The organism is Achromobacter sp. PD1 (assembly GCF_048541815.1).
Lineage (GTDB): Bacteria > Pseudomonadota > Gammaproteobacteria > Burkholderiales > Burkholderiaceae_B > Achromobacter > Achromobacter bronchisepticus_A.
In genome coordinates, this window is the sequence record NZ_CP183349.1 from 5,013,011 (window position 1) to 5,039,548 (window position 26,538).

Here is a 26,538-nt window from a genome sequence, read left to right on the forward strand (position 1 = left end):
TTTTGCCCAAACAACAACAAGGCTTGCAGGTCATCCAGCACATGGGACAGGCCTACCGCGGCATGCAGAGCGCGTTCAGCAGCACGGTTGGCCACGCCCTGCCCCGCTGGCGCATCCTGCTGGCGCTGCATGAGTGCGGCCAATGTTCGCAGAAGCATCTGGCCGAACGCTGCCGGCTCGATCCGGCATCGCTCACACGGCAGCTGCAGGCCATGCAGAAGCTGGGCTGGATCGCGCGCGCAGTGGATCCGCAGGACAACCGTCTGACCAACGCCAGCCTCACGCCGGCCGGCCAGGCCGTGGTGGACGAAGCCTTGCCCAAGCGGGCGGCCTTCTTCGAAGAATCGCTCAAGGGGTTGTCGGCCGCGGATATCGATACGTTGAATCGCGTGCTGAGCGTGCTGGAGGCGAACTTCCTGCGGGCGGCGGATAAGACGCCGAACTAGAACCCACTGCGCCGCCATAAGAAGCGCGGTATCGGCCCATAGCAAAACGCGATTCGCGAGCCATCAGGATCATCCAGAATACAAGCCGTTTCCCGACATAAAAACAAAGAGGCGGCAATGGATTCCGTGTATTTGGTGGTCACCCTGGGCGCGGTCATCGCGGGCTTCGTGCAAGGTCTGTCAGGCTTTGCCTTCGGCCTGGTGGCGATGTCGTTCTGGGCCTGGGTGCTGGACCCGCGCCTGGCTGCGACGCTCGCGGTATTCGGCGCCCTGGTCGGACAGATCCTCGCCGCCATCACCGTGCGCCGCGGCTTCGATCTGCGACGATTGCTTCCCTTCGTGATCGGCGGTCTGTTCGGCATTCCGCTGGGTGTGGCGCTGCTGCCGCGCCTGGACATGGATTGGTTCAAGACCATACTCGGCATCCTGCTCGTGATCTGGTGCCCCGCCATGTTGTTGGCCAAGAATCTCCCGAAGATCACCGCAGGCGGGCGCGCCGCCGACGCGGCCGTCGGCATGGCTGGCGGCGTGCTGGGCGGCATCGGCGGCTTCACGGGCACGCTACCCACCTTGTGGTGCACCCTGCGCGGATTCGACAAAGACGCGCAACGCGCCATCATCCAGAACTTCAACCTGTCCATGCTGCTGGTGACCATGGGCACGTACTTGGCCAGCGGCATCGTCACGCGCTCCATGTTGCCCATGTTCGCCATCGTCGCCGCCGCCATGCTGGTGCCGGTGCTGCTGGGCGCCGAGCTTTACATAGGCGTCAGCGAGGCGCGCTTCCGGCAGATCGTGCTGGGCCTGCTGACGGCTTCCGGAGTCGCGTTGCTGGCCTCGGCGGTGCCGCGGCTGCTGGAGCGCATGGCATAGTTCCGTCCGTACCCGCAGCAATACGGACCCAACAATGCCCATGAAGCCCGACCGCCGCTACCTCGTCGTCCAGGCCCACGCCAGCGAGTTCCCCAACCCCATGCTGGTGCGCAAGGGCGATCGCGTCGCCGTCGGCGAACGGTACGATGGCCCCGAGGGCTGGCCCGACTGGTATCTGTGCACGCCAGCGGACCAGCAAGCCGGCTTCGTGCCGGCGCAATTCCTGGATCGCCACGCCGACGGCAGCGCCACGATGCTGGAGGATTTCACCAACAAGGAACTGGATGTCGCGCAAGGCGAAATACTGCGCGGAGAACGCGAATTGAATGGATGGGTGTGGGTGGTCAGGCTTATTGGTGAAGAGGCGGGCTGGGTGCCGCTTGAAAACCTGCGTCTGTGCGATCACACCATCTGCTGATGCGGTCCAACCCGGTCGCTGCCAGTCATCCCGCTATTCACCGCATGATTTGCGGCGAATAGCCAGCCTATTCGCCGCGACCGATCATTTCTCGTCCCTCATGCCGTTCTCGCAAAGCCCTTCCTGAAGCGGCGCGCATTGCTCTTGACGCCTCACCATGAAAAACACCCCAAAGATCGGACCAGGGTCCAATCTTTGGGGCGCTTCTCGGAATGTGCGGTTTCTCTTAGACGTTGAACAAGAAGTTCATCACGTCCCCATCCTGCACGATGTATTCCTTGCCCTCCGCGCGCATCTTGCCCGCTTCCTTGGCGCCCTGCTCACCCTTGTAAGTGATGTAGTCGTCGTAGGAAATGGTCTGGGCGCGGATGAAGCCGCGTTCGAAGTCGGTGTGGATGACGCCGGCGGCCTGGGGCGCGGTGGCGCCGATCGGCACGGTCCAGGCGCGCACTTCCTTCACGCCGGCGGTGAAGTAGGTCTGCAGGCCCAGCAGCTTGAAGGCGGCGCGGATCAGGCGGTTCAGGCCGGGCTCTTCCATGCCCATATCCGACAGGAAGGCCTGGCGGTCGGCGTCATCGAGGTCGACGATTTCGGATTCGATGGCGGCGCAGATGGCGACCACCGGCGCATTACGCGCGGCGGCGAATTCGGTCAGGCGGTCGAGCAGCGGATTGTTGGTGAAGCCGTCGTCGGCCACGTTGCCCACGTACATCGCGCGCTTGGCGGTGATGAAGCAGAGCTGGGCGATGTCGGCCTTTTCCTCGGTGGACAGGTCCAGCGCGCGGATCGGCTTGGCTTCGTTCAGCTGGGCCACGCACTTTTCCAGCACGGCCACGATGCGCTGCGATTCCTTGTCGCCCGAGCGCGCCGTCTTCTGGTGGCGTTGCAGCGCCTTTTCGGCGGTCTGCAGGTCGGCCAGGGCCAGTTCAGTTTCGATGACTTCGATGTCGGCGATGGGATCGACCTTGCCGGCCACGTGGATCACGTTGGGATCTTCGAAGCAGCGCACCACGTTGACGATGGCGTCGGTTTCGCGGATGTGCGAGAGGAACTGGTTGCCCAGGCCTTCGCCCTTGCTCGCGCCGGCCACCAGGCCAGCGATGTCGACGAATTCGACGGTGGCGGACAGGATGCGTTCGGGTTTGACGATTTCAGCCAGCTTCTGCAGACGCTGATCCGGCACTTCGACCACACCGACGTTGGGTTCGATGGTGCAGAACGGATAGTTCTCGGCGGCGATGCCGGCGCGGGTCAGAGCGTTGAAGAGGGTCGATTTGCCTACGTTGGGCAGGCCGACGATGCCGCATTGCAGAGCCATGGGAATCCTGTGTAAGTACGGTATTGATCGTTAACGTTCTAGTTTACCCCGGCTGGGCGCTCAAGCCCCGCCGGCCGCGCCGCCGTTGCGGCCCCGGTTAGGCTGCGGCGGCGGGACCCCAGCGCATGATGATCCAGATCATCAAAATGGGGCCGGCATTGAAAGCGGAATGCAGCAATATGGCTGCGCCGATGCCGCGGCGCACGCGCATCCAGCCCAGCACGAGGCCCGTGAGCCATTGCGGCAGCACCAACAGGGGCAGCAGCCAGTAAGGCGTCTTGCTGTAGACGAAGTTGGTCAGGTGCACCGCCGCGAAGGTCAGCGCGACCAGGTGGAACACCAGGCCGTAGTGCTTCAAGTAGTAGCGCCGCCAGGTCGTATCCCAGCCTTGCAGCGGTTCGGCGCGCTGACGCGCGCCCCAGCATGCAAGGATGACAAATGCGGCCAGCAGCAGAGCGGTCCAGACCTTGGGGCCCCATAGCACCACGGGCACCATCGCCGGAATCAGCCACAGTGTCTGCTTGGGGCGGCGCAGACCATAGCGGAACAACATTTCTTCGACCAACGGCGCCCAGATCACCGCGGTCAGCCAGGGGATGTTGGCGGGATCGAGCCGGTGCGTGACGCCGCCCAGCCCGGCCGCAGCCACGGCTACAGGCCCCAATGCAAACAGGTTCACGGCCCACAGCAGCGCGGCCCAGGCCAGCAGTCGGCCCGGCCCCATGCCCGGCCACCAGTCGGCCACGAGGCCGCTCGCGGCAGCACGCCCCGGCAGGCGCGAAGCCGGATGCGGATGGCGGATGAAGCGCCAGAAATCCGCGACTTCGCTGCGAAAGCGCAGCTTTCCGCCAGACACTGAAGCCGATTGCCGCTGGTCCGTCATCAGGCCTCGTTGCCGCTATGGAGTTGGCGTGTCGCCAGCGGGAAATCGCCAGCCAGCATGGCTGGCACCACGGCGCGGCACCGGTCGATGACCGCTTCGATCTCTTTCTGTTCCTCGCGGCGCGGCGGATGCAGCACGAAGTCCGCCACCTGCTGGGCCAGGCCCAGCGTGCGGGGATGGCCGATGCCGATGCGCAGGCGCCAGAAGTTGGGGCTGCCCAAGGCCGCCTGGATGTCCTTCAAGCCATTGTGGCCAGCGTGGCCGCCGCCCTGTTTCAATTTCACCTGCCCCGGCATCAAGTCCAGTTCGTCGTGCAGCACCAGCACCTGCTCCGGCGTCAGCTTATAGAAGCGGCCCAACGCGCCGACCGCCTGGCCGGAACGATTCATGTAGGTATTGGGCTTTAACAGCAGCACGTTGTCGGCGCCCAGGCGGGACTTGGCCACCATGCCGAAAAAGGACTTCTCCAGCGCAAAAGAAGCGCGCAAGTCGTCCGCCAGATGGTCGGCCAGCCAGAAGCCGGCGTTATGCCGGGTCGTTTCGTAGTCGGGGCCGGGATTACCCAGGCCGACGATGAGGCGTATAGGAGTAGACATGATGGGGGTGTTTAAACCAAAAAACCCTGCGCATGCAAATGCACACGCAGGGTTTCGGGTACCAGCCGCGGAAAGCCCGCAGGCTTTCCGGCGGAACTTAGGCGGCCGGAGCTTCGGCAGCGCCTTCGTCGGCGGCAGCGCCGCCCTTGACCACGGCCGTGGCGGCCAGCAGCGGGTTGGCGTCACCGCCGTGGGGCACGTACGTCACGCCCTTGGGCAGCTTGATGTCGGCCAGGTGGACCGATGCGCCAGGCAGCAGATCCTTCAGGTCCACTTCGATGAACTGGGGCAGCGCTGCCGGCAGGCAGGTGATTTCCAGTTCGGTCAGGACGTGGCTGATGATGGCGCCGCCCAGCTTCACGGCCGGCGAGACTTCAGCGTTGATGAAGTGGAACGGGACCTTGGTGTGCAGGGCCTGGTTGGCGTCCACGCGCTGGAAGTCCACGTGCAGGACTTGCGGCTTGTAGGCGTGCCATTGAACCGAACGCAGCAGGACTTGCTCTTCCTTGGCTGCGCCTTCCAGCGCCATTTGCAGAATCGACGCGTGGAATTCTTCCTTGCGCAGGGCGTGGTAGATCTCGTTGTGGTCGAGTTCGATGTTCAGGGGGGCAGCCGTACCGCCATAAACGATGGCGGGAACGCGGCCCGCGCGGCGCAGGCGGCGGCTCGCACTCGAACCCTGGACGCTACGCGCAGTGGCATTGAATTTCATGGAAAACTCCAAAAACAATAAATGGCGAAGAGGCTTCGCCGATTAATGCACGGCACGCGAAATGCGCGCCGTGTTGGTTGCCCCTTGCCGCGACCAGCAAGGCGCAAAACTCTGTATCCGGACTACCCGTCCGAGGGGACGCCGCGTCTTAATCGACGAACAGCGAGCTGACCGATTCCGCGTTCGAGATACGCAGGATGGTCTCGCCCAGCAGCGCGGCGCACGACAGCTGGCGGATCTTGCCGCTGGCCTGGCCTTGCTCGGAGAGCGGAATGGTGTCGGTGACGACCAGTTCGTCCAGTTCCGACGCTTCGATGCGGTCGATGGCCCCGCCCGACAGCACGGGGTGCGTGCAATAGGCGTAAACGGCGCCGGCGCCGCGGTCCTTCAGGGCCTGCGCCGCCTTGCACAGCGTGCCGGCGGTGTCGACCATGTCGTCCATGATGATGCAGGTGCGGCCGTCGACTTCACCGATGATGTTCATCACTTCCGACACGTTGGCGCGCGGACGGCGCTTGTCGATGATGGCCAGATCGGCTTCCAGCTGCTTGGCCAGCGCGCGGGCCCGCACCACGCCGCCGATGTCCGGCGACACGACGACCAGGTTCGAGAAATTGCGGCGCCAGATGTCGCCCAGCAGGATCGGACCCGCGTAGATGTTGTCCACGGGGATATCGAAGAAACCCTGGATCTGGTCAGCGTGCAGGTCCATCGTCAGGACGCGGTCGACGCCAGCCACTTGCAGCATGTTGGCCACGACCTTCGCCGAGATGGCCACGCGCGCCGAGCGCGGGCGGCGGTCCTGGCGGGCATAGCCGAAATACGGAATGGCGGCGGTGATGCGGCCAGCGGAAGCGCGGCGCAGGGCATCGACCATCACCATGATTTCCATCAGGTTGTCGTTGGTGGGAGCACAGGTGGGCTGCAGGACGAAGACGTCCTTGCCACGCACATTCTCGTTGATCTCGACCATCACTTCGCCGTCCGAGAAGCGACCGACGGTCATCTTGCCCAGGGACATATCGAGGTGGTTGACTACGTCCACGGCCAGCCGAGTGTTGGCGGTGCCCGTGAAAATCATGAAGCTATCGTTTGCCATGATGGATGATGCGATGGTCGTTTTAAGACACTAACGAGGTGATGCGAGGTGATGCACCAGCGGATCCGGAAAATAAAAAAGCTGCTGAACCCGGGCCAGTGTCTTACAGGCGTGTTCAACAGCTTTTTTATGTATTCGGTTGGCTGGGGAGGAAGGATTCGAACCTTCGCATGCCGGAATCAAAATCCGGTGCCTTAACCAGCTTGGCGACTCCCCAACTATCTTGCAATCCAATTCCGCAACGGATGTTCAGCTAACCCAGTACATGCCTGCACTAACCGAAACCGTGGATGCGTTTGGCTGAATGTTTTATCAGCGCCGCGCATTATAGCGGATATTTCTGCTTCTGCCAAAACGGCTTCGGAGAGTTCGGAAAATTCGGCGAATAAACACGCACCAGATCCCGACATGCGAACTGGGTTTCCATGAAGGACTCCCTGTTCAGCAAGCCACCGCGATGCCCCAAGCACTTCTGGGTAAAGACGGTAGACCACCGGCTCCAAATCATTCCTGCCGAAGCGGGAATTAGGCGAAGCAAGAAAGACCGCTATTGTGATGGAAGAAGAATCCCTTGTCAAATCGGGTGCGGAAAATATTTGTGGCGTGGGCACGCTGGCGTCCGGCTGCGCCACCAGATACGCGCAATCCGGCAGCGTCACCGCCGTCAGGTCTTCGCCGACGCCCTGGGCGAATGCGGACTGGCCGAAGACAAACACGGGTACATCGGCGCCCAGCGGCAGCGCAAGCGCCATGAGTTCGCGCCGCGACAGCCCGGTGCCCCACAACCTGTTCAGCGCTATCAGCACCGAGGCGGCATCGCTGGAGCCTCCGCCCAGCCCTCCGCCTTGCGGTATGCGCTTTTCCAGGCCGATCTGCACGCCCTGCTTCGTGCCCGTGGCCCGCTTGAGCGCATGCGCGGCGCGCAGGGTCAGGTCCAGTTCTTCCGGCACGCCCGGCAGTTCCTGGGCGCGGCTGATGACGCCATCGGCGCGCACATCGAAATGCAAGGTGTCGCACAGGTCGATAAAGCGGAAGGCGGTCTGCAGCAGGTGATAACCGTCGGCGCGCCGGCCTACGACGTGCAGGAACAGATTGAGCTTGGCGGGAGCGGGTACGTCGTAGAGAGTCACGGCTGAACGAACAAAAAAAAGCGGTCGCCCGATTTTACCGGGCGACCGCTGATTCCGGGCCACGACGGCCCGCTATTCAAGGCTGATTGACGACCAGGCGCAGCATGATGCGCCGGCCCGGCTCCAGGCGTTCCAGCACCAGCAATTGGGGACCTAGCGTGTCGTAGCGCGAGAGCCGCGCGCGCCAGCCGCCCTGCTCGAAAGCCGCCGGGCGGCCCAGTTCATCGCGCGACACTTCGGTCGCTTCGGGCGTGGCGGCCAGCTTGCCGCGCAACCAGTCGCGCAGCCCGGACACGGGCATGCTGCTGCCCAGCGCTTCCGCAGCCAGGGCATCAGGGTTGTCGGCGACCAGACGGGTGCCGTCGGCCTTGGTCAGACTGGCCGCGCCGGGCCGTCCTTCCACCCGCGCCTCGGTCGAGCCCAGGGGATTGGTCAAGTCCAGCACATAGTGGCGGCCATCGTCAGACCACGAGAAGCCGCCCTGCACGGCGTTCTGCTTGCCGCTTTCCTCGTTGACCGTGATGGCGAAGCGGCCGATGCGCGAGAACGCATCGGCGCTGGCGCCTTCAATCGGCTTGGGCGTGGTGCAGGCGGCCAGCGTCGCCGCCAGCATCGCCATCAGGAACCAGCGCAGCGGCGCGGCGGCGCCGAGCGCACGTTGAAACACTGCGGTCACAGGCTGATCCCCAGGCGCTTGGCAACGTCCTGAACGGTCTTGTTCTTGGGATCCTTGGACACCGCGGCGCGCAGCAATTCGACGGCCTGGTCGCGCTTGCCCTGGGTCCAGAGGACTTCAGCCAAGTGGGCGGCAATGTCGGCTTCCGGACGCACGCTGTAGGCGCGCCGCAGGTAGTCGGCGGCGGCCGCCGAATCGCCCATGCGGTACTTGACCCAGCCCATGCTGTCGAGGATGAACGGATCGTTGGGCGCAAGCTCCAGCGCTTGCGTGATCAGATCCAGGGCCTCGGGCAGGCGCTGGTTGTGGTCGGCCAGGGTGTAGCCCAGCGCGTTATAGGCATGCGCATGATCCGGGTCCAGCGCGATGACCTGCCGCAGCATGCGTTCCAGGTCAGCCAGGCGGTTCTGGCGCTCGTACAGCATGGCCAGTTCGTATTTGATCTCGACCGTGTCGGGGAGCGCCTGATCGGCCGCTTCCAACACCGACACCGCCTGCTGCACGCGGTCGGCGTCGCGCAGGATCTGGGCCTTGGTCAGCACGCCCAGCGTGCGCTCTTCCTCGTCCTGGGGACCGGCGGCGTCGATCATGGCGAGCGCGTCGTCCACGCGGCCGCTCTTGGCGCGCAAGGCAGCCTGGCGCATGCGCACCGAGTAGCGCAACGTCGGATCGTCGATGCGGCCCAATTCGGCAATGGCGTCGTCGTATTGCCCCTGGTCTTCGGCGATGCGGGCCAGCAGCACATGGGCATCGGCCGCGGCGGCGCCGGCGTCGGTCGCCCCCGGCACGGTAGCGCGCTGGCGCTGCTGCTGCACGTCCAGGTACTGCTGCAGCAGGTTCTTGGCCTGCGGCAGTTGCCCAGCCTTGTAGGCCAGCTGCGCCTGCATGAACAGGAGGTCGAAATCTTCCGGGGAACGGCGCGACATGGCCTGCAATTCAGACAACGCGCCGTTGTAGTCGCCGCTGTCGGCCAACTGGCCGGCCAGCATCAGGCGCACCTTGCGGGAGTTGGGGTTGCGGGCGATGTAGGCGCGCGCCTCGGTCTGCGCGCGCTGCGGGTCCACCTTGTAGCCGTATTCCAGCACGCGCAGAGCCGCGGGCTCCGACTTGGGATCCGCCGCCAGGGCCGCTCGGGACTCCTGCGCGGCGCGGGTGTAGTCGCCAGAGGCGGAAGCCACATCCGCCAACGCCAAGTGCGCGGCCGGCAGCTTGCGCACGTTGTCGCTCAACGATTCATCCAGGATGCGCAAGGCCAGGCGGCGGTCGTTCAACCGGCTCAACACGGCCAGCGCCTGGCCAATGGCGGCCGGCTTGTCGCGCGAGGAATCGATGCGGTTGCGCAAGGCCTGCGACAGACCCTTGGTCTGGCCGTTGGCCGCGGCCAGCGCCAGCTCGGTGGAACTGGCCTCGACGTCATTGGGAGACAGGCGCGCCCAGACCCGGGCCGCGTCCAACGCGCCCGGCAGGTTACCGCCGGCCAACTGGAATTCCAGGGCGCGGCGGGCCAGGCGTGGATCACCGGTATCCCGCGCCAGGCCCAGCATGGTGGTCGCCGCGGAACCGTACATACCGCGCTGCGCGGCGATCTCGGACGCGAGCACGCGATAAAAGATGTCCGCGGTCAGCGAGACATAGGGCAACTGCCCGGGGCGCAGCCGGATGACTTCGGTTTCAGGGTGGCGGCTCTGGGGCGCCATCCTGGGCCCGGTCGCATCGCGCGTCCGGCTGTCGGCGGCCTGGGCCGGCGGGGTCAATATTGCTGCCAGCGCAAGCGCTAGCGCGGCGATCCCGATATTTATAGGTTTGAAAGACGACTTCACGCGGCCCGTCCGGTTGATGGCACAATCTTCGTACACGCAATTAATGATCTTACACTGGCTCATGCCGGAACTGCCTGAAGTCGAAACCACGCGTCGGGGAATCGACGCCGTCATCACCGGCCGGACGCTGACGCGGCTGGTCATCCATGAATCCCGCATGCGCTGGCCGATCCCGCAGGATCTGCCTGCGCAGGTCGCCGGCCGCGCCGTGCTGGAATGCGCGCGCCGCGGCAAGTACCTGCTGCTGCGGTTCGAACACGGCACCCAGATCGTGCATCTGGGCATGTCGGGGTCGCTGCGCAGCGTCGCGTCTGGCGAATTCCTGCGCAAGCACGACCATGTCGAATGGGTCTTCGAGCAAGCGGTACTGCGCCTGCACGACCCGCGGCGCTTCGGCGCGGTGCTGTGGCACCCCGAATCCGACGGCCCCATAGAGGCCCATCCCCTGCTGGCCAAGCTGGGCATCGAACCCTTCGACCCGCGCTTCGACGGCGCCTGGCTGCACCGCCACTTCAAGAACCACGGCGCTGCCATCAAGCAGGTGCTGCTTGCCGGCATGGCGGTGGTGGGCGTGGGCAATATCTATGCGTCGGAAAGCCTGTTCCGCGCCCGCATCAATCCCAAGACGCCGGCCAACAAGCTGTCGCCGGCCCGCTGCGAACGCCTGGCCGAGATGGTGCGCGCCACCCTGGCCGATGCCCTGACCTCGGGCGGCAGCACGCTGCGCGACTATGTCGGGGCCACCGGCGAGCCGGGCGCCTACTTCGAGATCCACGCCGCCGTCTACGAACGCGAGGGTCAGCCCTGCCGGGTCTGCGCCACCCCGATACGGCGCATCGTCCAAGGGCAGCGTGCCACCTACTACTGCCCGAAATGCCAAAGGAATTGACCGCTGACACCGCTGAAATCCGCGGGAAATCCCTGTAAAAACAAGACCATTTGTTTATAGCAAACGTATTGCACGAAAACTAACGCCGGGCTATATTCCTTCCACACACCCTATTCCTATAAAAGTGGAAGGAGCCTCCATGAGCAAGCAATTCGCCTCGCACGCCGACCTGGACGACAAGGTCGTCTCGTTCGAAAAACTGTCCGACAACGCCTATGCCTACACGGCCGAAGGCGACCCCAACACGGGCGTGATCATCGGCGACGAGGCCGTCATGGTGGTCGACACCCAGGCCACCCCGGTCATGGCGCAAGACGTGATCCGCCGCATCCGCGAAGTCACGGACAAGCCCATCAAGTACATCCTGCTGTCGCACTATCACGCCGTGCGCGTGTTCGGCGCGTCGGCCTACAACGCCCAGGAAATCCTGGCCAGCCGCGACACCTACGACCTGATCGCCGAACGCGGCGAACAGGACAAGGCCAGCGAGATCGGCCGTTTCCCCCGCCTGTTCCGTAACGCCGAATCGATTCCGCCTGGCCTGGTCTGGCCGACGATGACGTTCAAGGGCGAAATGACCGTCAACCTGGGCAACCTGGAAGTCAAGCTGCTGCAAGTGGGTCGCGGCCACACCAAGGGCGACACCATCGCCTGGCTGCCCGAGCAGAAGATCCTGTTCGCCGGCGACCTGGTCGAATACCAGTCCACCCCCTACTGCGGCGACGCCTACTTCCGCGACTGGCCCAGCACGCTGGACGCGCTGTCGAGCTTCGAAGCCGAGAAGATGGTGCCGGGACGCGGCCCCGCCTTGAAGAACGCCACTGAAGTGCGTCAGGGCCTGGCCGGCACGCGCGCCTTCCTGACCGACCTGTACGGCGCGGTGAACCGCGGCGTGGCCGAAGGCAAGGACCTGAAGACCATCTACCGCGAGGTCTACGACTTCATGAAGCCGCGCTACAGCGACTGGGTGATCTTCGACCACTGCATGCCGTTCGACGTGTCGCGCGCCTATGACGAAGCCACCGGCTACACCCACCCGCGCATCTGGACCGACAAGCGCGACCTGGAAATGTGGGCGCAGCTGGAAGGCTGATCCCCGCCGGGCCGCCAACGGCCCATCCAAGCAGCAACCGTAATCGCGCGCCGCAAGGCGGCGCGCGGCTTCGCGACATAAAAACAATATGACCCACACAGGAGACAACAGTGGGAGACATCGACTTTCAGGCGATGGAATTCGCCTATGAAAAGCACGCCGACCAGGCCGCCAGCGAGCTGGCGCGCCATCAGGTGGTGGTGGTGGGAGCCGGCCCGGTCGGCCTGACCACGGCGCTGGACCTGGCGCGCCAGGGCGTGCGCGTGGTGGTGCTGGACGACGACTTCCGCCTGTCGACCGGCTCCCGCGCCATCTGCTTCTCCAAGCGCACGCTGGAGATCTGGGACCGCCTGGGCGTGGGTCAGCGCATGATCGACAAGGGCGTGTCCTGGAACGTGGGCAAGGTCTTTTTCCGCGAGCAGGAAGTCTGGCGCTTCGACCTGCTGCCCGAACCCGGCCACCGCCGCCCGGCGTTCATCAACCTGCAGCAGTACTACGCCGAAGGCTATCTGTACGAGCAGGCGCGCCAGGAACCCAATATCGATCTGCGCTGGAAGAACAAAGTTGTCGGCCTGGAACAGCGCGATGACGGCGTGGTCCTGAACGTGGAGACCCCGGACGGCGCGTATGCCTTGCATGCCGACTGGTTGATCGCCTGCGACGGCGCGCGTTCGCCGGTGCGCAAGCTGATCGGCCAGGAAAGCCATGGCCGCATCTTCCGCGACCGCTTCCTCATCGCCGACGTCAAGATGCAGGCGGACTTCCCGACCGAGCGCTGGTTCTGGTTCGACCCGCCCTTCCATCCCAACCAGTCCGTGCTGCTGCATCGCCAGCCCGACAATGTCTGGCGCATCGACTTCCAGCTGGGCTGGAACGCCGACCCGGTCGAGGCCGTCAAGCCTGAAAACGTGCTGCCACGCATCCGCGCACTACTGGGCCCCGACGCGCGCTTCGAGCTGGAATGGGTCAGCGTCTATACCTTCGCGTGCGAACGCATGGACAAGTTCCGCCACGGCCGTGTCGTCTTCGCCGGCGACTCCGCGCACCGCGTATCGCCGTTTGGCGCCCGCGGCGCCAACAGCGGCGTGCAGGACGCGGAGAACCTGGCCTGGAAACTGAAGCTGGTGCTGGCCGGCCAGGCGCCCGAGACGCTGATCGACAGCTACGCCGTCGAGCGCGAATACGCCGCCGACGAGAACATCCTGAACTCCTCGCGCGCCACCGACTTCATCACGCCCAAGAGCGACATCAGCCGCAACTTCCGCAACGCGGTGCTGAACCTGGCCAAGACCCATCCGTTCGCGCGCTCGCTGGTCAACAGCGGCCGCCTGTCGCTGCCCGCGACCTACGCCGGTTCACCGCTGAACACGCCGGACACCGACGCCTTCAGCGGCCGCATGGTGCCGGGCGCGGTCGCGCTGGACGCCCCCGTGAACGCGCAGGATTGGTGGCTGGCGCAGCTGGACGGCGAATTCGTGCTGGCGCTCTTCTGTGGCGACTCCCTGCCCGACCGCGAGACGTTGATCGCCCTGCAGGCCCTGCGCATGGCGCCCGTGCCGGTGAAGGCCGTGCTGGTCGCCAGCCCGCAATGCGACCTGTCCGCGCTGCCCAAGGAACTGGCTTGCGTCACGGACCGCGAAGGCTGCCTGGGCAAGCGCTATGACGCGCAAGCCGGCACGGCTTACCTGATCCGCCCCGACCAGCACATCACCGCCCGCTGGCGCGCTTTCGCCGCCGGCGCCGTCACCGCGGCCGTCAGCCGCGCCACGGGCCGCGCCTGAACTTCGAGATGACTCCATCATGCTGATTACCGAAACCAACCTGGTCTCGCCGGACGACTTCTACGAAGCGCTGATCGAGACCCACCGCGACCTCACCAACGAGCAGAGCCAGGAGCTCAATGCGGCGCTGATCCTGCTGCTGGCCAACCACCTGGGCGACATGGAAGTGCTGCGCGAGGCGCTGCGCCAGGCGCGGGCGTCGGTGGCGCCGTAGTTCCGTTCACGCCCCGACCGCGAACGTATTGACGATCAACGCGCGCAGCCACTGGTTGCCGCCATCCCGGTCCACCCGGCGCTGCCAGTACATATTGGTCTGCAGCGCCGGCACTCTTATCGGCGGCGTGATGTAGCGCAGGCCGAACGGCGACGCGGCGCTGGCGGCAAGTTTTTCGGGCACGGTCGCCAGCAGGTCGGTCGCGCTGACGATATAGGGCACGGCCGAAAAATGCGGCACGCTGAAGTGCTCAGCCAGTTCGACGCCGGCGCGTTCCATGGACTGATTGACCTGTCCATAAGGCGCCGCGCGCGACACGATGAGGTGGCGTTCGGCCCGGAAGGCTTTGAGGCTCATGCCGGCGTGCGCCGTCGGATGCGCCTGCCGGAACAAGGTCGCATAGCCCTGGCGGAACAGCATGCGCTGCAGCGTACCCGCCCCCATTTCATCAAAGGCGCCGATCGCCAGATCCACCCGCCCGGCCTCCATTTCCCGCGGCAGGTCCGGTCCCTGCACCCGCACTGAGTCGATACGCACCAGCGGCGCCACCTGCACGCAGACTTCCATCAGGCGTGGCATGAAGTGGATCTCGCCCACGTCCGTCATCGCCACCCGGAAGCGGCGCGTACTGGTGGCGGCATCGAAGACGTCCTGGTCCTTCAGAGCCTGCGACAACATGGTCAACGCCTCGCTGACCGGCCCCGCCAGGCGTTGCGCGCGCGGCGTGGGCAGCATGCCCTGCGCCGTGCGCACGAACAGATCGTCGCCGAATGCTTCGCGCAAGCGGCGCAGCGCGTTGCTGACAGCCGGTTGCGACAGGTCCATGCGCCGCGCCACGGCCGAAAGATTGCGGTCCTCCAGTAGATGCTGGAACAACAGCAGCAGGTTCAGATCGACATCGCGCAGCTCGGCCATACACCCCCCCTACTATTCACAAAATTTATAGTCTCTATTTTTACATTCCCATAGCCGTAGCGGGGATTTTTTCCGACAATGCCATATGGGCTCCGGACCCCTTCCGGACGAGCCACCCGCACCAGGCCGCGCGGCCAAGCACCGCGCCGCCGCTCAGGAGGAATCCATGGAACTGCAATACCAGACCGGCTTCGGCAACAGTTGCGCCACCGAAGCCCTGCCCGGCGCGCTACCGCTGGGCCGCAACTCGCCGCAGCAATGCCCCTATGGCCTGTACGCCGAGCAGTTGTCCGGCACCGCCTTCACCGCGCCGCGCAGCGAAAACCGCCGCTCCTGGCTCTACCGCATCCGCCCCGGCGCCCAACACAAGCCGTTCGAGGCCTTTGACGGCGCCGCCGGCTGGCAAAGTACCTTCGGCCAGGGACCCGTCACGCCCAACCAGCTACGCTGGAGCCCGCTGCCGATTCCCGCCGCCCCCACCGACTTCCTGGAAGGCGTGAAGACCTGGGGCGGCAACGGCGGCCCCGACGAACTGAGCGGCGTAGGCATCCACCTGTACGCGGCCAACCGCTCGATGCAAGGACGCTACTTCTACAACGCCGACGGCGAACTGCTGCTGGTGCCGCAGGAAGGCCGCCTGCGCCTGGCCACTGAACTGGGCCTGATCGACCTGGAACCCCTGGAAATCGCGGTCATCCCGCGCGGCGTGCGCTTCCGCGTCGAACTGCTGGACGGCAGCGCCCGCGGCTACATGCTGGAGAACTTCGGCGCGGCCATGCGTCTGCCGGAGCTGGGCCCCATCGGCTCGAACTGCCTGGCCAATGCCCGCGACTTCAAGACCCCGGTGGCCTGGTACGAAGACCTCGAAGGCGACTTCGAACTCATCGCCAAGTTCACGGGCGGCTTCTGGCGCGCATCCATCGACCATTCGCCGTTGAACGTGGTGGCCTGGCACGGCACGCACGCGCCGTACAAGTACGACCTGCGCAACTTCAACACCGTCGGCTCCATCAGCTACGACCATCCGGACCCCTCGATCTTCACCGTGCTGACCGCGCCGTCGGACACCCCGGGAACGGCCAACATGGATTTCGCGATCTTCCCGCCGCGCATCCTGGCCATGGAAAACACCTTCCGTCCGCCCTGGTTCCACCGCAACATCGCCAGCGAATTCATGGGCCTGATCCAGGGCGTCTACGACGCCAAGGCCGACGGCTTCGCACCGGGCGGCGCCAGCCTGCACAACTGCATGAGCGGCCACGGCCCCGACGCCGAGACCTTCGAAAAGGCCTCCCACGCCGACACCAGCAAAGCCCACTACATCCGTGACACGATGGCGTTCATGTTCGAGACGCGGCGCGTCATCCGCCCCACGGAACAGGCGCTGGCCTCGGTAGAATTGCAAGGCGACTACTACCGGTGCTGGCAGGGCATCGCCAAGCATTTCGACCCCAGCAAGGCGTGACGCGCAGACCTCCTGCTTTCCACGCCCGCGGCGATGAGCGCAAGCTCATCGCCGTTTGGCATTTGTAATTTCCGGCGCCTGGCGCCCGGCCACCGCATAACCACACTGAAAGAGACACGCAGCCATGACCACCATCAACGAAACCCACGACCCGTCCCTGAAGAGCTGGATCGCCAGCGCCAACACCGGCGAGTCGGATTTCCCGGTGCAGAACCTGCCCTATGCCACCTTCCGCCGCAAGGGCACGACGGAACCGTTCCGCCCCGGCGTGGCCATCGGCGACCAGATCCTGGACCTGGCCGCGCTGGCCGCCAAACAGCCCTTCGAAGGCCTGGCAGCCGAGGCCTTGGCAGCGTGCGCCACGGACAGCCTGAACGCCCTGATGGCCCTGGGCCAAGCCCACTGGAGCGCCCTGCGCCTGGCGCTGTCGCGCGCGCTGCGCGAAGGCGCTGCCCTGCGCGCCACGGTCGAGCCGCTGCTGGTTGCGCAAGCCGACGCCGAATACGCCACGCCCGCCCGCATCGGCGACTACACCGACTTCTATATCTCGGTGCACCACGCCACCGCCGTGGGCAAGCAATTCCGCCCCGACAACCCCTTGCTGCCGAACTACAAGTGGGTGCCCATCGGCTATCACGGCCGCGCCTCCAGCATCGGCGTGGACCAGAAATTCCCCCGCCCCGTCGGCCAGACTCGTCCCGCCAATGAGGGCGAGGCGCCGCAATTCGGCCCCTGCGCCCGCCTGGACTACGAACTGGAACTGGGCATCTTCGTCGGTACGGGCAACGCCCAGGGCGACCGCATCCCCCTGGCCGACGCCGAATCGCACGTGTTCGGCCTGTGCATCCTGAACGACTGGTCGGCGCGCGACATCCAGGCCTGGGAATACCAGCCCCTGGGCCCCTTCCTGGCCAAGAACTTCGCCTCCACGATCTCGCCCTGGGTCGTCACCATGGAAGCGCTGGAGCCGTTCCGCACGCAGTGGATGCGCGGCCCGTCCGAACCGCAGCCCCTGCCCTACCTGGCATCCGACGCCAACCGCGCCAAGGGCGCCTTCGACGTGCAGATGGAAGTGTTGCTGACCACCGAGAAATCGCGCGCCGACAAGCAGCCGCCCGCCTTCCTGTCGCGCAGCAACTTCCGCGATGCCTACTGGAACGTGGCGCAGCTGATCACGCATCACACCGTCAACGGCTGCAACCTGCAACCGGGCGACATGCTGGGCACCGGCACCCTGTCCGGCCCGCAACCCTCGGAAGCCGGCTCGCTGCTGGAACTGAGCAACGGCGGCAAGAACCCGATCGACCTGCCCTGGGGCGAAAAGCGCACCTTCCTGCAGGATGGCGACCAGGTCATCATCCGTGCCGAATGCGTGAAGGCGGGCTATCCGCGCATCGGCTTCGGCGCCTGCTCCGGCACGGTGCTGCCCGCCCGCGCCTAATCCGCGCCGGCGCCTGCCCTGGCGGGCGCCGTCAACGCCTCGATCTCATCGTCCTTGGCCTGCCACTGCTGGCCCAGCCAGTGGTGGAAGGTCGTGCGGAACGCCTTGTCGCCGGAGTAGTTGCCTTCGCAGAACTCCGGCGGCACCGGCAACTGCCGCATGCGCACCAGCACCCGCCCCGCACGGCCGCAGGCCAGATCCCAAAAGCTGGGCGCGCCCTCCGGATAGGCAATCGTCACGTCTATCATCGAGCGGAAACGCTTGCCCATCGCATTCAACGCCACCGCCAGCCCGCCCGCCTTGGGCTTGAGCAGATGCCGGTACGGCGATCCCTGCGCATCGCGCTTGGCAGGACTGAAACGCGTCCCTTCGGCGAACACCATCACGCTGGTCGGCACCAGTGAAAACTTCGCGCAGGCCCGCCGCGCGGTCTCCTGATCCTGCCGCCCCAGATCCGGATTGCGGCGCAACGCCGCCTTGCCGTGGCGCTTCATGAACGGAAAATCCAGCGCCCACCACGCCAGCCCGATCACCGGCACATAGATCAGTTGCTGCTTCAGGAAGAACTTCAGCAACGGAATACGCCGGTTCAGCGACTGCTGCAACACGAAGATATCCACCCAGGACTGATGATTGCAGTTCACCAGATACCAGTCCGCATAGCGCAGTCCGTCATTGCCCTGCACATCCCAGGACACATCCTGGATCCGCGCCAGCCATCCGGCGTTGCAGGACACCCAGGCCGTGGCGATACCGTTGAGCACGGGATCGATCCCCCGCCTGACCGCCGCGAACGGCAGCAGCAGCTTCAACAAGGCCAGCGGAAACAGAAGCAGGCACCAGAACACCGTGTTGAGCGCCAGCCAAACGGTACTGATCACACCCGTCACCCAGGCGAAACGCCCGCGCGGCAACGGCAGCACGCGGCGGCGCGGCAGCACGCGAATACTAGATTTGTTTGATTGGGCAGCCGCAGCACGGCCTGCCCCGGAAGACGATTCAGGAAAAGTCATGCGCCAGTTTCCTACCTTCACAAAAAATCCGACTTGCGCAGAATCAAGCCGCGGTCAGCGATCAGCGCACAGTCCCACCACCCAAAACAACACAGCGCAAGACGCCGCGTATGCTCGATTGGGCCGCCCGGGCGGCCTAATCGAGCGGGCACCGCAAGATCTTCCACCGCCCCGCCGCCCGCGGCAAGCATGCCAAGCACACCACCCGTCCCTGCGACCGTGAAGTTTCAAACACCGAAGCTTGGGGCGTTGGGGGCCTGGGGCGCGCGGGGCGTCGATAAGCCCAAGGGAATCCGTAGGGAGCCGAAGGCGTACGAGGATGACGCAGGGGAAGTCCGGAGCGAAGGCTCCGGACCGCAATCGTTGCCCCGCGCACCCCAGCCCCCCGACGCCCCAAGCGTCTTAAGAACCAGCATCATCCCGCATAAAGCGCCACCATCAAGGCAACCGATACCGCTCTTCCCGATACGCCCAACTAGCCCACAAAGCATGCGCCAAGGCCTCTTCCGAGAGCCGAGGATCCAAAGGCTCCACCGGCGCATAAACCTCATCCCGCCCCACAGGCGCCGCCTCATACCTGAACTGCCGCGGCGCCTTCGAAGGCTCCAGCACCAGCAACTGATCCCCCTGCAGATAGCCGAAATTATCCGCGTACTGCATCATCGCCCGATTCGGATCCCGCTGCGTCAGATCCACGCCCAGCATGGGATTCACGTTGTCCAGTCCCATCAAGGACAACATGGTAGGTGCCATGTCGATCTGGCTGACCAACCGTTCATCCTGCCGAGGCGCAATCCCCGCCCCCAGAATCAGCGCGGGAATCTGGAAATGCCGCACCGGCACCGGAATGGAGCCATAGACGCGCGAATCGTGATCCGCGATCACCAGGAAGACCGTGTTGTCCCAGTACGGCGCCTCGCGCGCCTTGTCGAAGAACTGCCCCAGCGCCCAGTCCGCGTAACGCACCGTGTTATCCACCGTGGCCGGATCTCCCACCGGCTTGATGCGCCCTTCCGGATACTCCCACGGCGAATGATTCGACACCGAGAACGCCAGCGTGAACACCGGCTTGTCGCCATCCGCCCGCAGCAGCCGGTCCACCTGGTTGAACATGTCCTCGTCCGAGGCGCCCCACGACCCTTCGAACACTGGATTCACGAACTTGGGACGGTCCACGATTTCGTTAAAGCCGTTACCCAGGAAAAAAGCCCGCATATTGTCGAAGTGCGACTCGCCCCCGTACACGAAGCGCGAATGGTAGCCATGCTTGCCCAGCACCTGCGCCAGCGTGAAGAAACCCGTCTGCGAACGCGGCAGCTTCACCACCGCGTCAGCCACGCTGGGCAGGAAGCCCGCCGTGACCGCCTCGATGCCCCGCACCGAGCGCGTGCCCGTCGCGTAGGCGCGGTGGAACATCCAGCCCTCCTTGCCCAGCCGGTCGATGTTGGGCGTGAGATCACGGCCGCCCAGGCTGCCCACATACTGCGCGCCCAGGCTTTCCTGCAGGATGATCACCAGGTTCAACGGCTTATCCGGGCGCGCCATCGCCTTCTGCTCATGCAAGCTGGGATACCGCGCGTCCAGCGGCGCGCCCGTCAGCCCGGCCTTCTCGCGCACGATGGCATTCATTTCGTCCACCGCCATCTTGGGATACATCGCTGCCGACGAACGCTCATCGCGCATGCGGTAGGCGGCGTCGAACACGCTATACAGCGAATTCAGCGCCAGCGCATTGACCATGGCGTCGGAACTGTAGGCGACCTTGGCCGGATTGATCGGACGATGCTCCAGCGTGCCGCGCGCGCCCAGGAACACCAGCGCCAGGATCACGAACGACGCCAGCGGCCGCTTCCACCACGACATGAACGGATCGCGGGCGCGGGTGGGAAACAGGCGGACCGACAGCCAGGCCGCCAGCGCCAACACGACAAAGGCCGCCAGCAGCACGCCCTTGTAGCCCTGCCACAGCATCGAACCGACTTCCTTCGGATTGAGCAGATAGATGAAATAGAGCCGGTTGGGCCGCGTGTCGTATTCCGCGATGAACTGCGGCGTGGAGACCTCCAGCAGCACATACAGCATCCACCAGACACGGAACCACCAGGCGGTGATGCGGGCGGCCAGCGGCCGATGGCCGAACCAGGGCGAAAACACCGCCGGCAGCGCGATCACCATGGACATCAGGCAGACGTCGATGCGCAGGCCGCCCAGCAGCAACGGCCCGAGCCCGCCTGCCGCCTCCACCCGATCCCACATCCAGAAGGCCAGCGCCAGCCGCGACAGCGTCAGCAGCGCCAGGACCGCAATGATGAACCGCAGAGTCAGACGGCGCATGCGTACACCCTCCCCTGGCGTCGCAACGCCTGTTCAGATGAAAGAATGCCGCTGTATATGCCGAGCAGAGCCATGCCGCCTCGTGGTTCGAAGTTTGAAAACGCGCAAAGGTTAACGCGGTTTGGGACGAGCCTTCGGCCGCGCTTACTGCGCGCGCCGCAGCCGTTCGCGGCTGTTGCTCAGATGCGTGCGCATGGCTGCGCGCGCGGCTTCCGCGTCCTGGCGCTGGATCGCGCCGTAGATGTCTTCGTGCTCGAGGTTCACCCGCGCCAGATAGGCGGCACGATCCTCGTGCGCAAACTTCGCCGAATTGATCCGGGTGCGCGGAATGATGGCCGAACCCAGATGCGACATCAGGTCCGCGAAGTAACGGTTGTCCGTGGCTTGCGCGACCAGCAGATGGAATTGGAAATCCGGCGTGACGGTGTCGCCGTCGTTCTCCAGTGCGCTCTTGAAGGCTTCCAGTGCGCGCCTCATCTCATGCAGCTGCTCCGGGCTGCGCCTGGCCGCGGCCAGGCCGGCAGCCTCGCTTTCCAGGCAGATACGCAGCTCCAGCAACACCAGCACGTCGCGCACCGTGGCGATGTCGGCGGGATCCACGCGGAAATCCCCGCCGCCGCGAGGCTCCAGCGCATACGTCCCCACGCCATGATGCGTCTCGACCAGGCCCGATGCCTGCAGCCGGGACAGGGCCTCGCGCACCACCGTACGGCTGACGCCGAACTGGCGCATGATCTCGGATTCCGTCGGCAACTTGTCGCCGGGCCTGATGTCCCCGCCACGGATACGCTCCGTGATGCTCTCGACCAGCCCCTGAGCCAGGTTCCGGGGACGACGCCGCGGCGTGACGGGAGTATCGGCGGGAACATTCATTGGCAAGGATCCGAAAGCAGTTGAGCGCGGCCCGGGACCGAGCGTCGCTGCCCATTGTACTTTGGGCCGGGTATCAGGCCCGCGCGCCAGAATAGCGCCAGCGACGCGCAGCGCGCCGATGTTTCGCCCGTACCAACCGACCCGGGCATCCCGCGACTAACGGTTCAAGCCCGCGGCGGTGGGACGGGCCACGATGAGGGGATAGAAAAACAGGGCCGCCAGGAACCACATCAAGGTAGCGGACCAAAGCGTCTGGCTGAGAAAATGGGCGCCTTGCAGGATACGCACCGTGGAAAAACCCACTCCCCCCGCGATACCCACTGCCAGCCCCCACCAGCGCCACGCCGGACGCCCCAACGCCCAGCCCACGAAATACAGGGTCAACATCGAATAGCCCGCGCCAGCATGACCGCTGGGCAAAGCGCCACCCCCCGCAGCCCGCACCCAGGTCCACCAGAACGACGGGTAAGGGGTATAGCCGCCCAGGGAGTCCAGATCATAAGGGCGGGGCAGCGTCGTGTAGTGCTTCAGTTGATTCACCAGCACCTGCCCCGTCAGGCAGGTTGCCGCCAGCGCCAGCGCCGGTCCGCGCCATGGCCGCCAGGCCGGAATGCGATAGCTTGCCGCCGCCACGCCCACCGCGGCCAGTCCTATCCCGATAGGCAGGGCCAGCACCATGCGATGCCCGATCAGATCCAGCCAACGGTTCAGGCGCAGCGGAAAATCGTCCAGCGCCGGATCGAACAGCGCGCGAGCGATTCGCATATCCAAGCCCGAGACATTGGCCCACCATGCCAGGCAGGCCAGCGCAAGCGTGATCGCAAAGACATGGCTCAACAGATACGAGGCCGGCGTCGGCTTGCGCAACGCGGGCGGCGATAGGGGCGGCATGGTGGCGACAGGAGGTCCGTCAGGCAAACGGGCAGCTTAGGCCGCCGACAGTCAAACTTTCGTCAAATTTGACCTTGCGCCCCGCCGGCCGCCGCCATCGCGTGTCCCTCATCGGCCTCGAAACGCAGCGTGAAACAGGTTCCGCGCTGCTCGCCTTGCCGCGAAGAATCGACCGTCAGCGACCAGCCCTGCATGTCGCAGACGCGCTTGGCGATCGCCAGCCCCAGCCCGCGCGCCGTTTCGTCGGGGCTGCCCGCGCCGGAATCCCGCATGCGGCCGCTGTAATAGCGGCGGAACAGGAAAGGCAAGTCGTCGGCGGCAATGCCCTTGCCATCGTCGCGCAGCTCCAGCGCGCCGTCGGCGGTCACGCTCGCGGTCAGCGTCGCCGGCGCGGCGTGCTCCACCGCGTTGCGGATCAGGTTGCGCAACACGGTCAGCAAGGCATAGCGATCCAGCATGCGAACCTGACCGGCGGCGATCCGGTTTTCGAAACCAAGCCCAGCCAACCCTGCCTGGGCTTCGTAGCCGCGCCAGGCGTTGTCCATGCATTCGCTGAGGTCGACGGACTCCGCCGGGCGCAGCTCATCCCGCGCCATGGAGCGTGCGCTCTCCAGCGACACGATCACATCGTCCACGTTGTCCACCACGCGGGTCAGGCGCTGGCGTTGGTCCGGGGTCAGTACCTGGGTCAGCAGCATCAACTCGCTATCCGAGCGGATCGCGGCCAAGGGCGTGCGCACCTCGTGGCTGAGATTGCCCGCGAATTCGCGCTCGCGCGCAATCGACCTGTCCACCTGGTTCTGCACCCGGTTGAAGGCCTCTATCAGCCGCCCTGCCTCATCGTCGCGCGTCACCGCCAAGTCGGGCGCCCCAGGCGCCCAAGTGGCCAGCCGGTCGGTCAGGTCCAGCAGCGGCCCGACCGCGATGGCGGCCACGCGCCGCGACAGCGCATAGGCGCCCACCACGCAAATGGCGCCCACGCCCAGCACGATCAGGCCGAAGTCGTGAACCCGCCCTTCGTTCTCGGTGGCGTCGTAAAGCAGGTACACCTTGCCTCGCGCCGTTTCGGCCACCATCACATGCCAGGTGTAGGCGCCCGGTTCGACCAGATGCAGGCCGCTATCCAGGGCATCGATTTCCTGGGGCATGCCAGTGGGCCGCTTGCCGTCCACACTGACCCAGGCGCGCATGGAGCCGCCCAGCTCGCGCACGCCTTCACGGGGCAGAAAACCGTCGCTGACCTGCGCATGCTGCACCAGCCGGTCCATTTCGGTATTCAGAATGTCGTTGACCAGATCGTCTTCCATCTGGTCGAAAGTGAGGTAGGCCAGCAGGGCCAGCGCCGTCACGAACAACGCCACGGTTCCGGTCAGCGCCCACACCACCCGCTGGGTTAGCGTACCCCCGACCGACGCCGCGGAAATGCCGCTCATCTGGCCGCTCCAGCTTCCAGCGTCAGGCGCCAGCCGGTCCCATGTATGGTTTCGATGCCATCGAAGCCGGCATCGGCCAAGGCGCGGCGCAACAGGTGCACCTGGCTGCGCAGCGCGTCCGAGGAAGGCGGTTCGTTGCCCCACAGCATGGACTCCAGCTCCTCGCGCGAGACCACCCTGCCAGGATCGCGCAACAGCGCTTCGATGATGAGGCCGGCCTTGCGCGTGAGATGCACGGGAGTGCCGTTGACCGACACCGCGCGGTTGCGGGTGTCGTAGGACAGCGGGCCGAAAGCCCGCACCGAATCCACCGTCGCCCCCTTGGAGCGCTGAATCAGCGCAATCAGGCGCGCCTCGACCTCAAGCAGCGCAAAAGGTTTGGTCAGATAATCATCAGCGCCATGCGAGAACCCGACCAGTTTGTCTTCCAGGCTGTCACGCGCCGTCAGCATCAGCACCGGAACGTCGGCGCGCATGTCGTTGCGCAGCGTATGCAACACGGCGTTGCCGTCCATGCCCGGCAGGCCGATGTCCAGGATCAGGGCATCGAAGCGCTGCTCCCTCAGCCGCTCCAGCGCGGCCGGCCCCGAATAGGCGGCATCGGGCAGGAAGCCGCGCGCTTCCAGGAAGGTGTACAGGTTGCCGGAGATCACCGGATCATCCTCGACGATCAATACCCTGCAATTCGCGCCCGCCGCGGGACTGGTTGCCATGGTTGCGATTCCCTTTCGTGCGCGGCGCCCTAGGCCCGCAATACCTTGCCCGGATTCATCAGCCCTTGCGGGTCCAGCGCTCGCTTTACTCTGCGCATCAGGTCCAGTTCGACAGCGCTCTTGTAGCGCGGCAGCTCGTCGATCTTGAGCTGGCCCACGCCATGCTCCGCGCTGATCGAGCCATGGTGCGCATGCACGCTGTCGTGCACCACGCCGTAGATATCGCTTTGCAACGCCAGCAGCTCGGCCTCGGTCTGCCCCGGCGCATGGGCCACGTTGTAATGCAGATTGCCGTCGCCCAGGTGGCCGAAGATCACGTGGCGCACACCCGGAAAACGCGCCTGCAGCAAGGCGTTGGTCTTGTGCACGAAGCCGGCGATGGCAGAGATCGGGATGGACACGTCATGCTTGACCGACTTGCCCAGCTCCGCCTCGGCCAGCGGGATGCTCTCGCGCAGGTGCCACAGCGCCTTGCTTTGCGTCACGTTCGCGGCGATGGCGGCATCGTTCACCAGCCCGCTTTCCATGGCCTCGCCCAACACGGTTTCGAATCGCTCACGGGCGTGCTCCTCGCTTTCACTGTCGGACAGTTCCAGCAGGGCGAACCACGGGGACGCGGCGGAATCTCCCTCGAACGGCAAGCGTTGTTGCGGGAAGAGCCGCACGACCGCCTGCAGGCATGCCCCGCTCATCAGCTCAAAGCCGGTCAGCGCGGCGCCAAAACCCGCGCGGGCGCGCGACAGCAGCTCGACCGCTTGGTCGATACCGTCCAGCGTCAGCAATGCCGTGCACGAAGCCACCGGCCTTGGAAACAGTTTGAGCGTGGCGGCGGTGATGATGCCCAGCGTGCCTTCGCTGCCGATGTACAGGTCGCGCAAGTCGTAGCCGGTGTTGTCCTTGCGCAAGCCACGCAGGCCGTGCCAGATCTCGCCTTCGGCGGTCACGACCTCCAGGCCCAATGTCAGTTCGCGCGTGTTGCCGTAGCGCAGCACCTGCGTGCCGCCCGCATTGGTCGCCAGGTTGCCGCCTATGGTGCAACTGCCTTCGGCGGCCAGGCTCAGCGGAAACAGCCGGCCGGCCGCGGCGGCAGCCTCCTGCACCGCTTGCAAGACGCAGCCCGCCTCCACGGTGATCGTGTCGTTGTCGGTATCCAGCGCGCGCACCGCCGTCAGGCGGGTGGTGGACAGGATCACCGCGCTGCCGGACAGGTCAGGCGTGGCGCCTCCGCACAAGCCTGTATTGCCGCCTTGCGGCACCACCGGCACGCCATGCCTGGCGCACAGCTTTACGGCCGCCGCCACTTCCTCGGTCGACCCGGGACGGATCACCGCCAGCGCGACGCCTCGATAGCGGCGGCGCCAGTCCAGCACGTAGGTGTCGGCGTCCGTGCCCGTCAGCACGTGGGAAGCGCCCAGAAGGGACTGTAGATCGCTCAGCAAGGTCATATGCGCGGCCAAGTAGAGCCTGGATGCATCCAGGCCAGGGATGTGCCGACTATTGTAGGGGTTGAAA

General features: G+C 65.4%; 25 protein-coding genes and 1 tRNA gene. 9 read left to right on the forward strand and 17 right to left on the reverse strand.

What is annotated here, in order from left to right; translation table 11 throughout:
• The first annotated feature begins 2 nt into the window (after positions 1 to 2).
• The 3 genes from ACM1PE_RS23645 (at position 3) to ACM1PE_RS23655 (ending at position 1,737) form a co-directional block, all read left to right on the forward strand.
• Entirely contained in the window at positions 3 to 446 is a 444-nt protein-coding gene (locus tag ACM1PE_RS23645; protein WP_059371354.1) for a MarR family winged helix-turn-helix transcriptional regulator, read from the forward strand.
• Between the two features lie 117 nt (positions 447 to 563).
• Positions 564 to 1,319, forward strand: a complete 756-nt coding sequence (locus tag ACM1PE_RS23650) for a sulfite exporter TauE/SafE family protein (protein WP_419341132.1) — start codon at positions 564 to 566, stop codon at positions 1,317 to 1,319.
• A 34-nt stretch (positions 1,320 to 1,353) separates the two neighbouring features.
• Entirely contained in the window at positions 1,354 to 1,737 is a 384-nt protein-coding gene (locus tag ACM1PE_RS23655; RefSeq protein ID WP_419341133.1) for a ligand-binding protein SH3, read from the forward strand.
• A gap of 226 nt (positions 1,738 to 1,963) precedes the next feature.
• Here the strand turns inward: ACM1PE_RS23655 and ychF are convergent, their stop codons facing one another.
• The 9 genes from ychF to ACM1PE_RS23700 all read right to left on the reverse strand — a co-directional run bounded on the left by ychF (position 1,964) and on the right by ACM1PE_RS23700 (position 10,034).
• Positions 1,964 to 3,055 carry a redox-regulated ATPase YchF gene (gene ychF, locus ACM1PE_RS23660; protein WP_054451948.1) on the reverse strand — a complete coding sequence of 364 codons (1,092 nt, stop codon included), beginning with the start codon at positions 3,053 to 3,055 and terminating at the stop codon, positions 1,964 to 1,966.
• Between the two features lie 97 nt (positions 3,056 to 3,152).
• Complete coding sequence (locus tag ACM1PE_RS23665) at positions 3,153 to 3,938, reverse strand: type II CAAX prenyl endopeptidase Rce1 family protein (RefSeq protein ID WP_419341135.1); 786 nt, start codon at positions 3,936 to 3,938, stop codon at positions 3,153 to 3,155.
• Positions 3,938 to 4,534: an aminoacyl-tRNA hydrolase gene (pth, locus tag ACM1PE_RS23670; RefSeq protein WP_419341137.1), complete on the reverse strand. Its 597-nt coding sequence runs from the start codon at positions 4,532 to 4,534 to the stop codon at positions 3,938 to 3,940. Before pth ends, ACM1PE_RS23665 begins: the two co-directional genes overlap by 1 nt.
• Positions 4,535 to 4,631: 97 nt before the next feature.
• Entirely contained in the window at positions 4,632 to 5,246 is a 615-nt protein-coding gene (locus ACM1PE_RS23675; protein ID WP_042797362.1) for a 50S ribosomal protein L25/general stress protein Ctc, read from the reverse strand.
• A 148-nt stretch (positions 5,247 to 5,394) separates the two neighbouring features.
• The gene (locus ACM1PE_RS23680; protein ID WP_006227587.1) at positions 5,395 to 6,345 is read right to left on the reverse strand and encodes a ribose-phosphate pyrophosphokinase; all 951 of its coding nucleotides are present in this window, start codon (positions 6,343 to 6,345) and stop codon (positions 5,395 to 5,397) included.
• Positions 6,346 to 6,485: 140 nt separating this feature from the next.
• A tRNA-Gln gene (locus ACM1PE_RS23685) sits at positions 6,486 to 6,562 on the reverse strand.
• Between the two features lies 1 nt (position 6,563).
• Positions 6,564 to 7,475 carry a 4-(cytidine 5'-diphospho)-2-C-methyl-D-erythritol kinase gene (gene ispE / locus ACM1PE_RS23690; RefSeq protein WP_419341139.1) on the reverse strand — a complete coding sequence of 304 codons (912 nt, stop codon included), beginning with the start codon at positions 7,473 to 7,475 and terminating at the stop codon, positions 6,564 to 6,566.
• 76 nt (positions 7,476 to 7,551) lie between these two features.
• The gene (lolB, locus tag ACM1PE_RS23695) at positions 7,552 to 8,094 is read right to left on the reverse strand and encodes a lipoprotein insertase outer membrane protein LolB (protein WP_059371488.1); all 543 of its coding nucleotides are present in this window, start codon (positions 8,092 to 8,094) and stop codon (positions 7,552 to 7,554) included.
• Positions 8,095 to 8,147: 53 nt separating this feature from the next.
• Complete coding sequence (locus tag ACM1PE_RS23700; protein ID WP_059371350.1) at positions 8,148 to 10,034, reverse strand: tetratricopeptide repeat protein; 1,887 nt, start codon at positions 10,032 to 10,034, stop codon at positions 8,148 to 8,150.
• On the opposite strand from ACM1PE_RS23700, the gene mutM reads away from it, so the two are divergent.
• From mutM to ACM1PE_RS23720, 4 genes are all read left to right on the forward strand, one after another.
• Positions 10,033 to 10,860: a bifunctional DNA-formamidopyrimidine glycosylase/DNA-(apurinic or apyrimidinic site) lyase gene (gene mutM / locus ACM1PE_RS23705; protein ID WP_419341140.1), complete on the forward strand. Its 828-nt coding sequence runs from the start codon at positions 10,033 to 10,035 to the stop codon at positions 10,858 to 10,860. The two genes, ACM1PE_RS23700 and mutM, sit on opposite strands and share 2 nt — an antisense overlap.
• Before the next feature lie 139 nt (positions 10,861 to 10,999).
• Positions 11,000 to 11,953 (forward strand): MBL fold metallo-hydrolase, encoded by a 954-nt coding sequence (locus tag ACM1PE_RS23710; protein WP_059371348.1) that lies wholly within the window; start codon positions 11,000 to 11,002, stop codon positions 11,951 to 11,953.
• Positions 11,954 to 12,063: 110 nt separating this feature from the next.
• Positions 12,064 to 13,734 (forward strand): FAD-dependent oxidoreductase, encoded by a 1,671-nt coding sequence (locus ACM1PE_RS23715; protein WP_419341141.1) that lies wholly within the window; start codon positions 12,064 to 12,066, stop codon positions 13,732 to 13,734.
• A gap of 19 nt (positions 13,735 to 13,753) precedes the next feature.
• The gene (locus tag ACM1PE_RS23720) at positions 13,754 to 13,948 is read left to right on the forward strand and encodes a DUF2783 domain-containing protein (RefSeq protein WP_054451956.1); all 195 of its coding nucleotides are present in this window, start codon (positions 13,754 to 13,756) and stop codon (positions 13,946 to 13,948) included.
• Between the two features lie 6 nt (positions 13,949 to 13,954).
• Here the strand turns inward: ACM1PE_RS23720 and ACM1PE_RS23725 are convergent, their stop codons facing one another.
• Entirely contained in the window at positions 13,955 to 14,863 is a 909-nt protein-coding gene (locus ACM1PE_RS23725; protein WP_059371346.1) for a LysR family transcriptional regulator, read from the reverse strand.
• A gap of 166 nt (positions 14,864 to 15,029) precedes the next feature.
• On the opposite strand from ACM1PE_RS23725, the gene hmgA reads away from it, so the two are divergent.
• The gene (gene hmgA / locus ACM1PE_RS23730; RefSeq protein WP_088142609.1) at positions 15,030 to 16,328 is read left to right on the forward strand and encodes a homogentisate 1,2-dioxygenase; all 1,299 of its coding nucleotides are present in this window, start codon (positions 15,030 to 15,032) and stop codon (positions 16,326 to 16,328) included.
• Between the two features lie 124 nt (positions 16,329 to 16,452).
• Positions 16,453 to 17,769 carry a fumarylacetoacetase gene (gene fahA / locus ACM1PE_RS23735; protein ID WP_419341142.1) on the forward strand — a complete coding sequence of 439 codons (1,317 nt, stop codon included), beginning with the start codon at positions 16,453 to 16,455 and terminating at the stop codon, positions 17,767 to 17,769.
• Here fahA and ACM1PE_RS23740 read toward each other — a convergent pair.
• From ACM1PE_RS23740 to ACM1PE_RS23770, 7 genes are all read right to left on the reverse strand, one after another.
• The gene (locus ACM1PE_RS23740) at positions 17,766 to 18,683 is read right to left on the reverse strand and encodes an acyltransferase (protein ID WP_059371487.1); all 918 of its coding nucleotides are present in this window, start codon (positions 18,681 to 18,683) and stop codon (positions 17,766 to 17,768) included. The genes fahA and ACM1PE_RS23740 overlap by 4 nt on opposite strands.
• 537 nt (positions 18,684 to 19,220) lie before the next feature.
• Positions 19,221 to 21,116, reverse strand: a complete 1,896-nt coding sequence (locus ACM1PE_RS23745) for an LTA synthase family protein (RefSeq protein WP_419341143.1) — start codon at positions 21,114 to 21,116, stop codon at positions 19,221 to 19,223.
• A 144-nt stretch (positions 21,117 to 21,260) separates the two neighbouring features.
• Positions 21,261 to 21,989 carry a FadR/GntR family transcriptional regulator gene (locus ACM1PE_RS23750; protein WP_419341144.1) on the reverse strand — a complete coding sequence of 243 codons (729 nt, stop codon included), beginning with the start codon at positions 21,987 to 21,989 and terminating at the stop codon, positions 21,261 to 21,263.
• Positions 21,990 to 22,145: 156 nt separating this feature from the next.
• Positions 22,146 to 22,880 (reverse strand): phosphatase PAP2 family protein, encoded by a 735-nt coding sequence (locus ACM1PE_RS23755; protein WP_419341145.1) that lies wholly within the window; start codon positions 22,878 to 22,880, stop codon positions 22,146 to 22,148.
• A gap of 62 nt (positions 22,881 to 22,942) precedes the next feature.
• Entirely contained in the window at positions 22,943 to 24,313 is a 1,371-nt protein-coding gene (locus tag ACM1PE_RS23760) for a sensor histidine kinase (protein ID WP_419341146.1), read from the reverse strand.
• Positions 24,310 to 25,026, reverse strand: a complete 717-nt coding sequence (locus ACM1PE_RS23765; protein WP_059371339.1) for a response regulator transcription factor — start codon at positions 25,024 to 25,026, stop codon at positions 24,310 to 24,312. Before ACM1PE_RS23765 ends, ACM1PE_RS23760 begins: the two co-directional genes overlap by 4 nt.
• A 29-nt stretch (positions 25,027 to 25,055) precedes the next feature.
• A complete protein-coding gene (locus ACM1PE_RS23770; RefSeq protein ID WP_059371338.1) occupies positions 25,056 to 26,471 on the reverse strand; it encodes an FAD-binding oxidoreductase in 1,416 nt (471 codons plus the stop codon).
• Positions 26,472 to 26,538 lie beyond the last annotated feature (67 nt).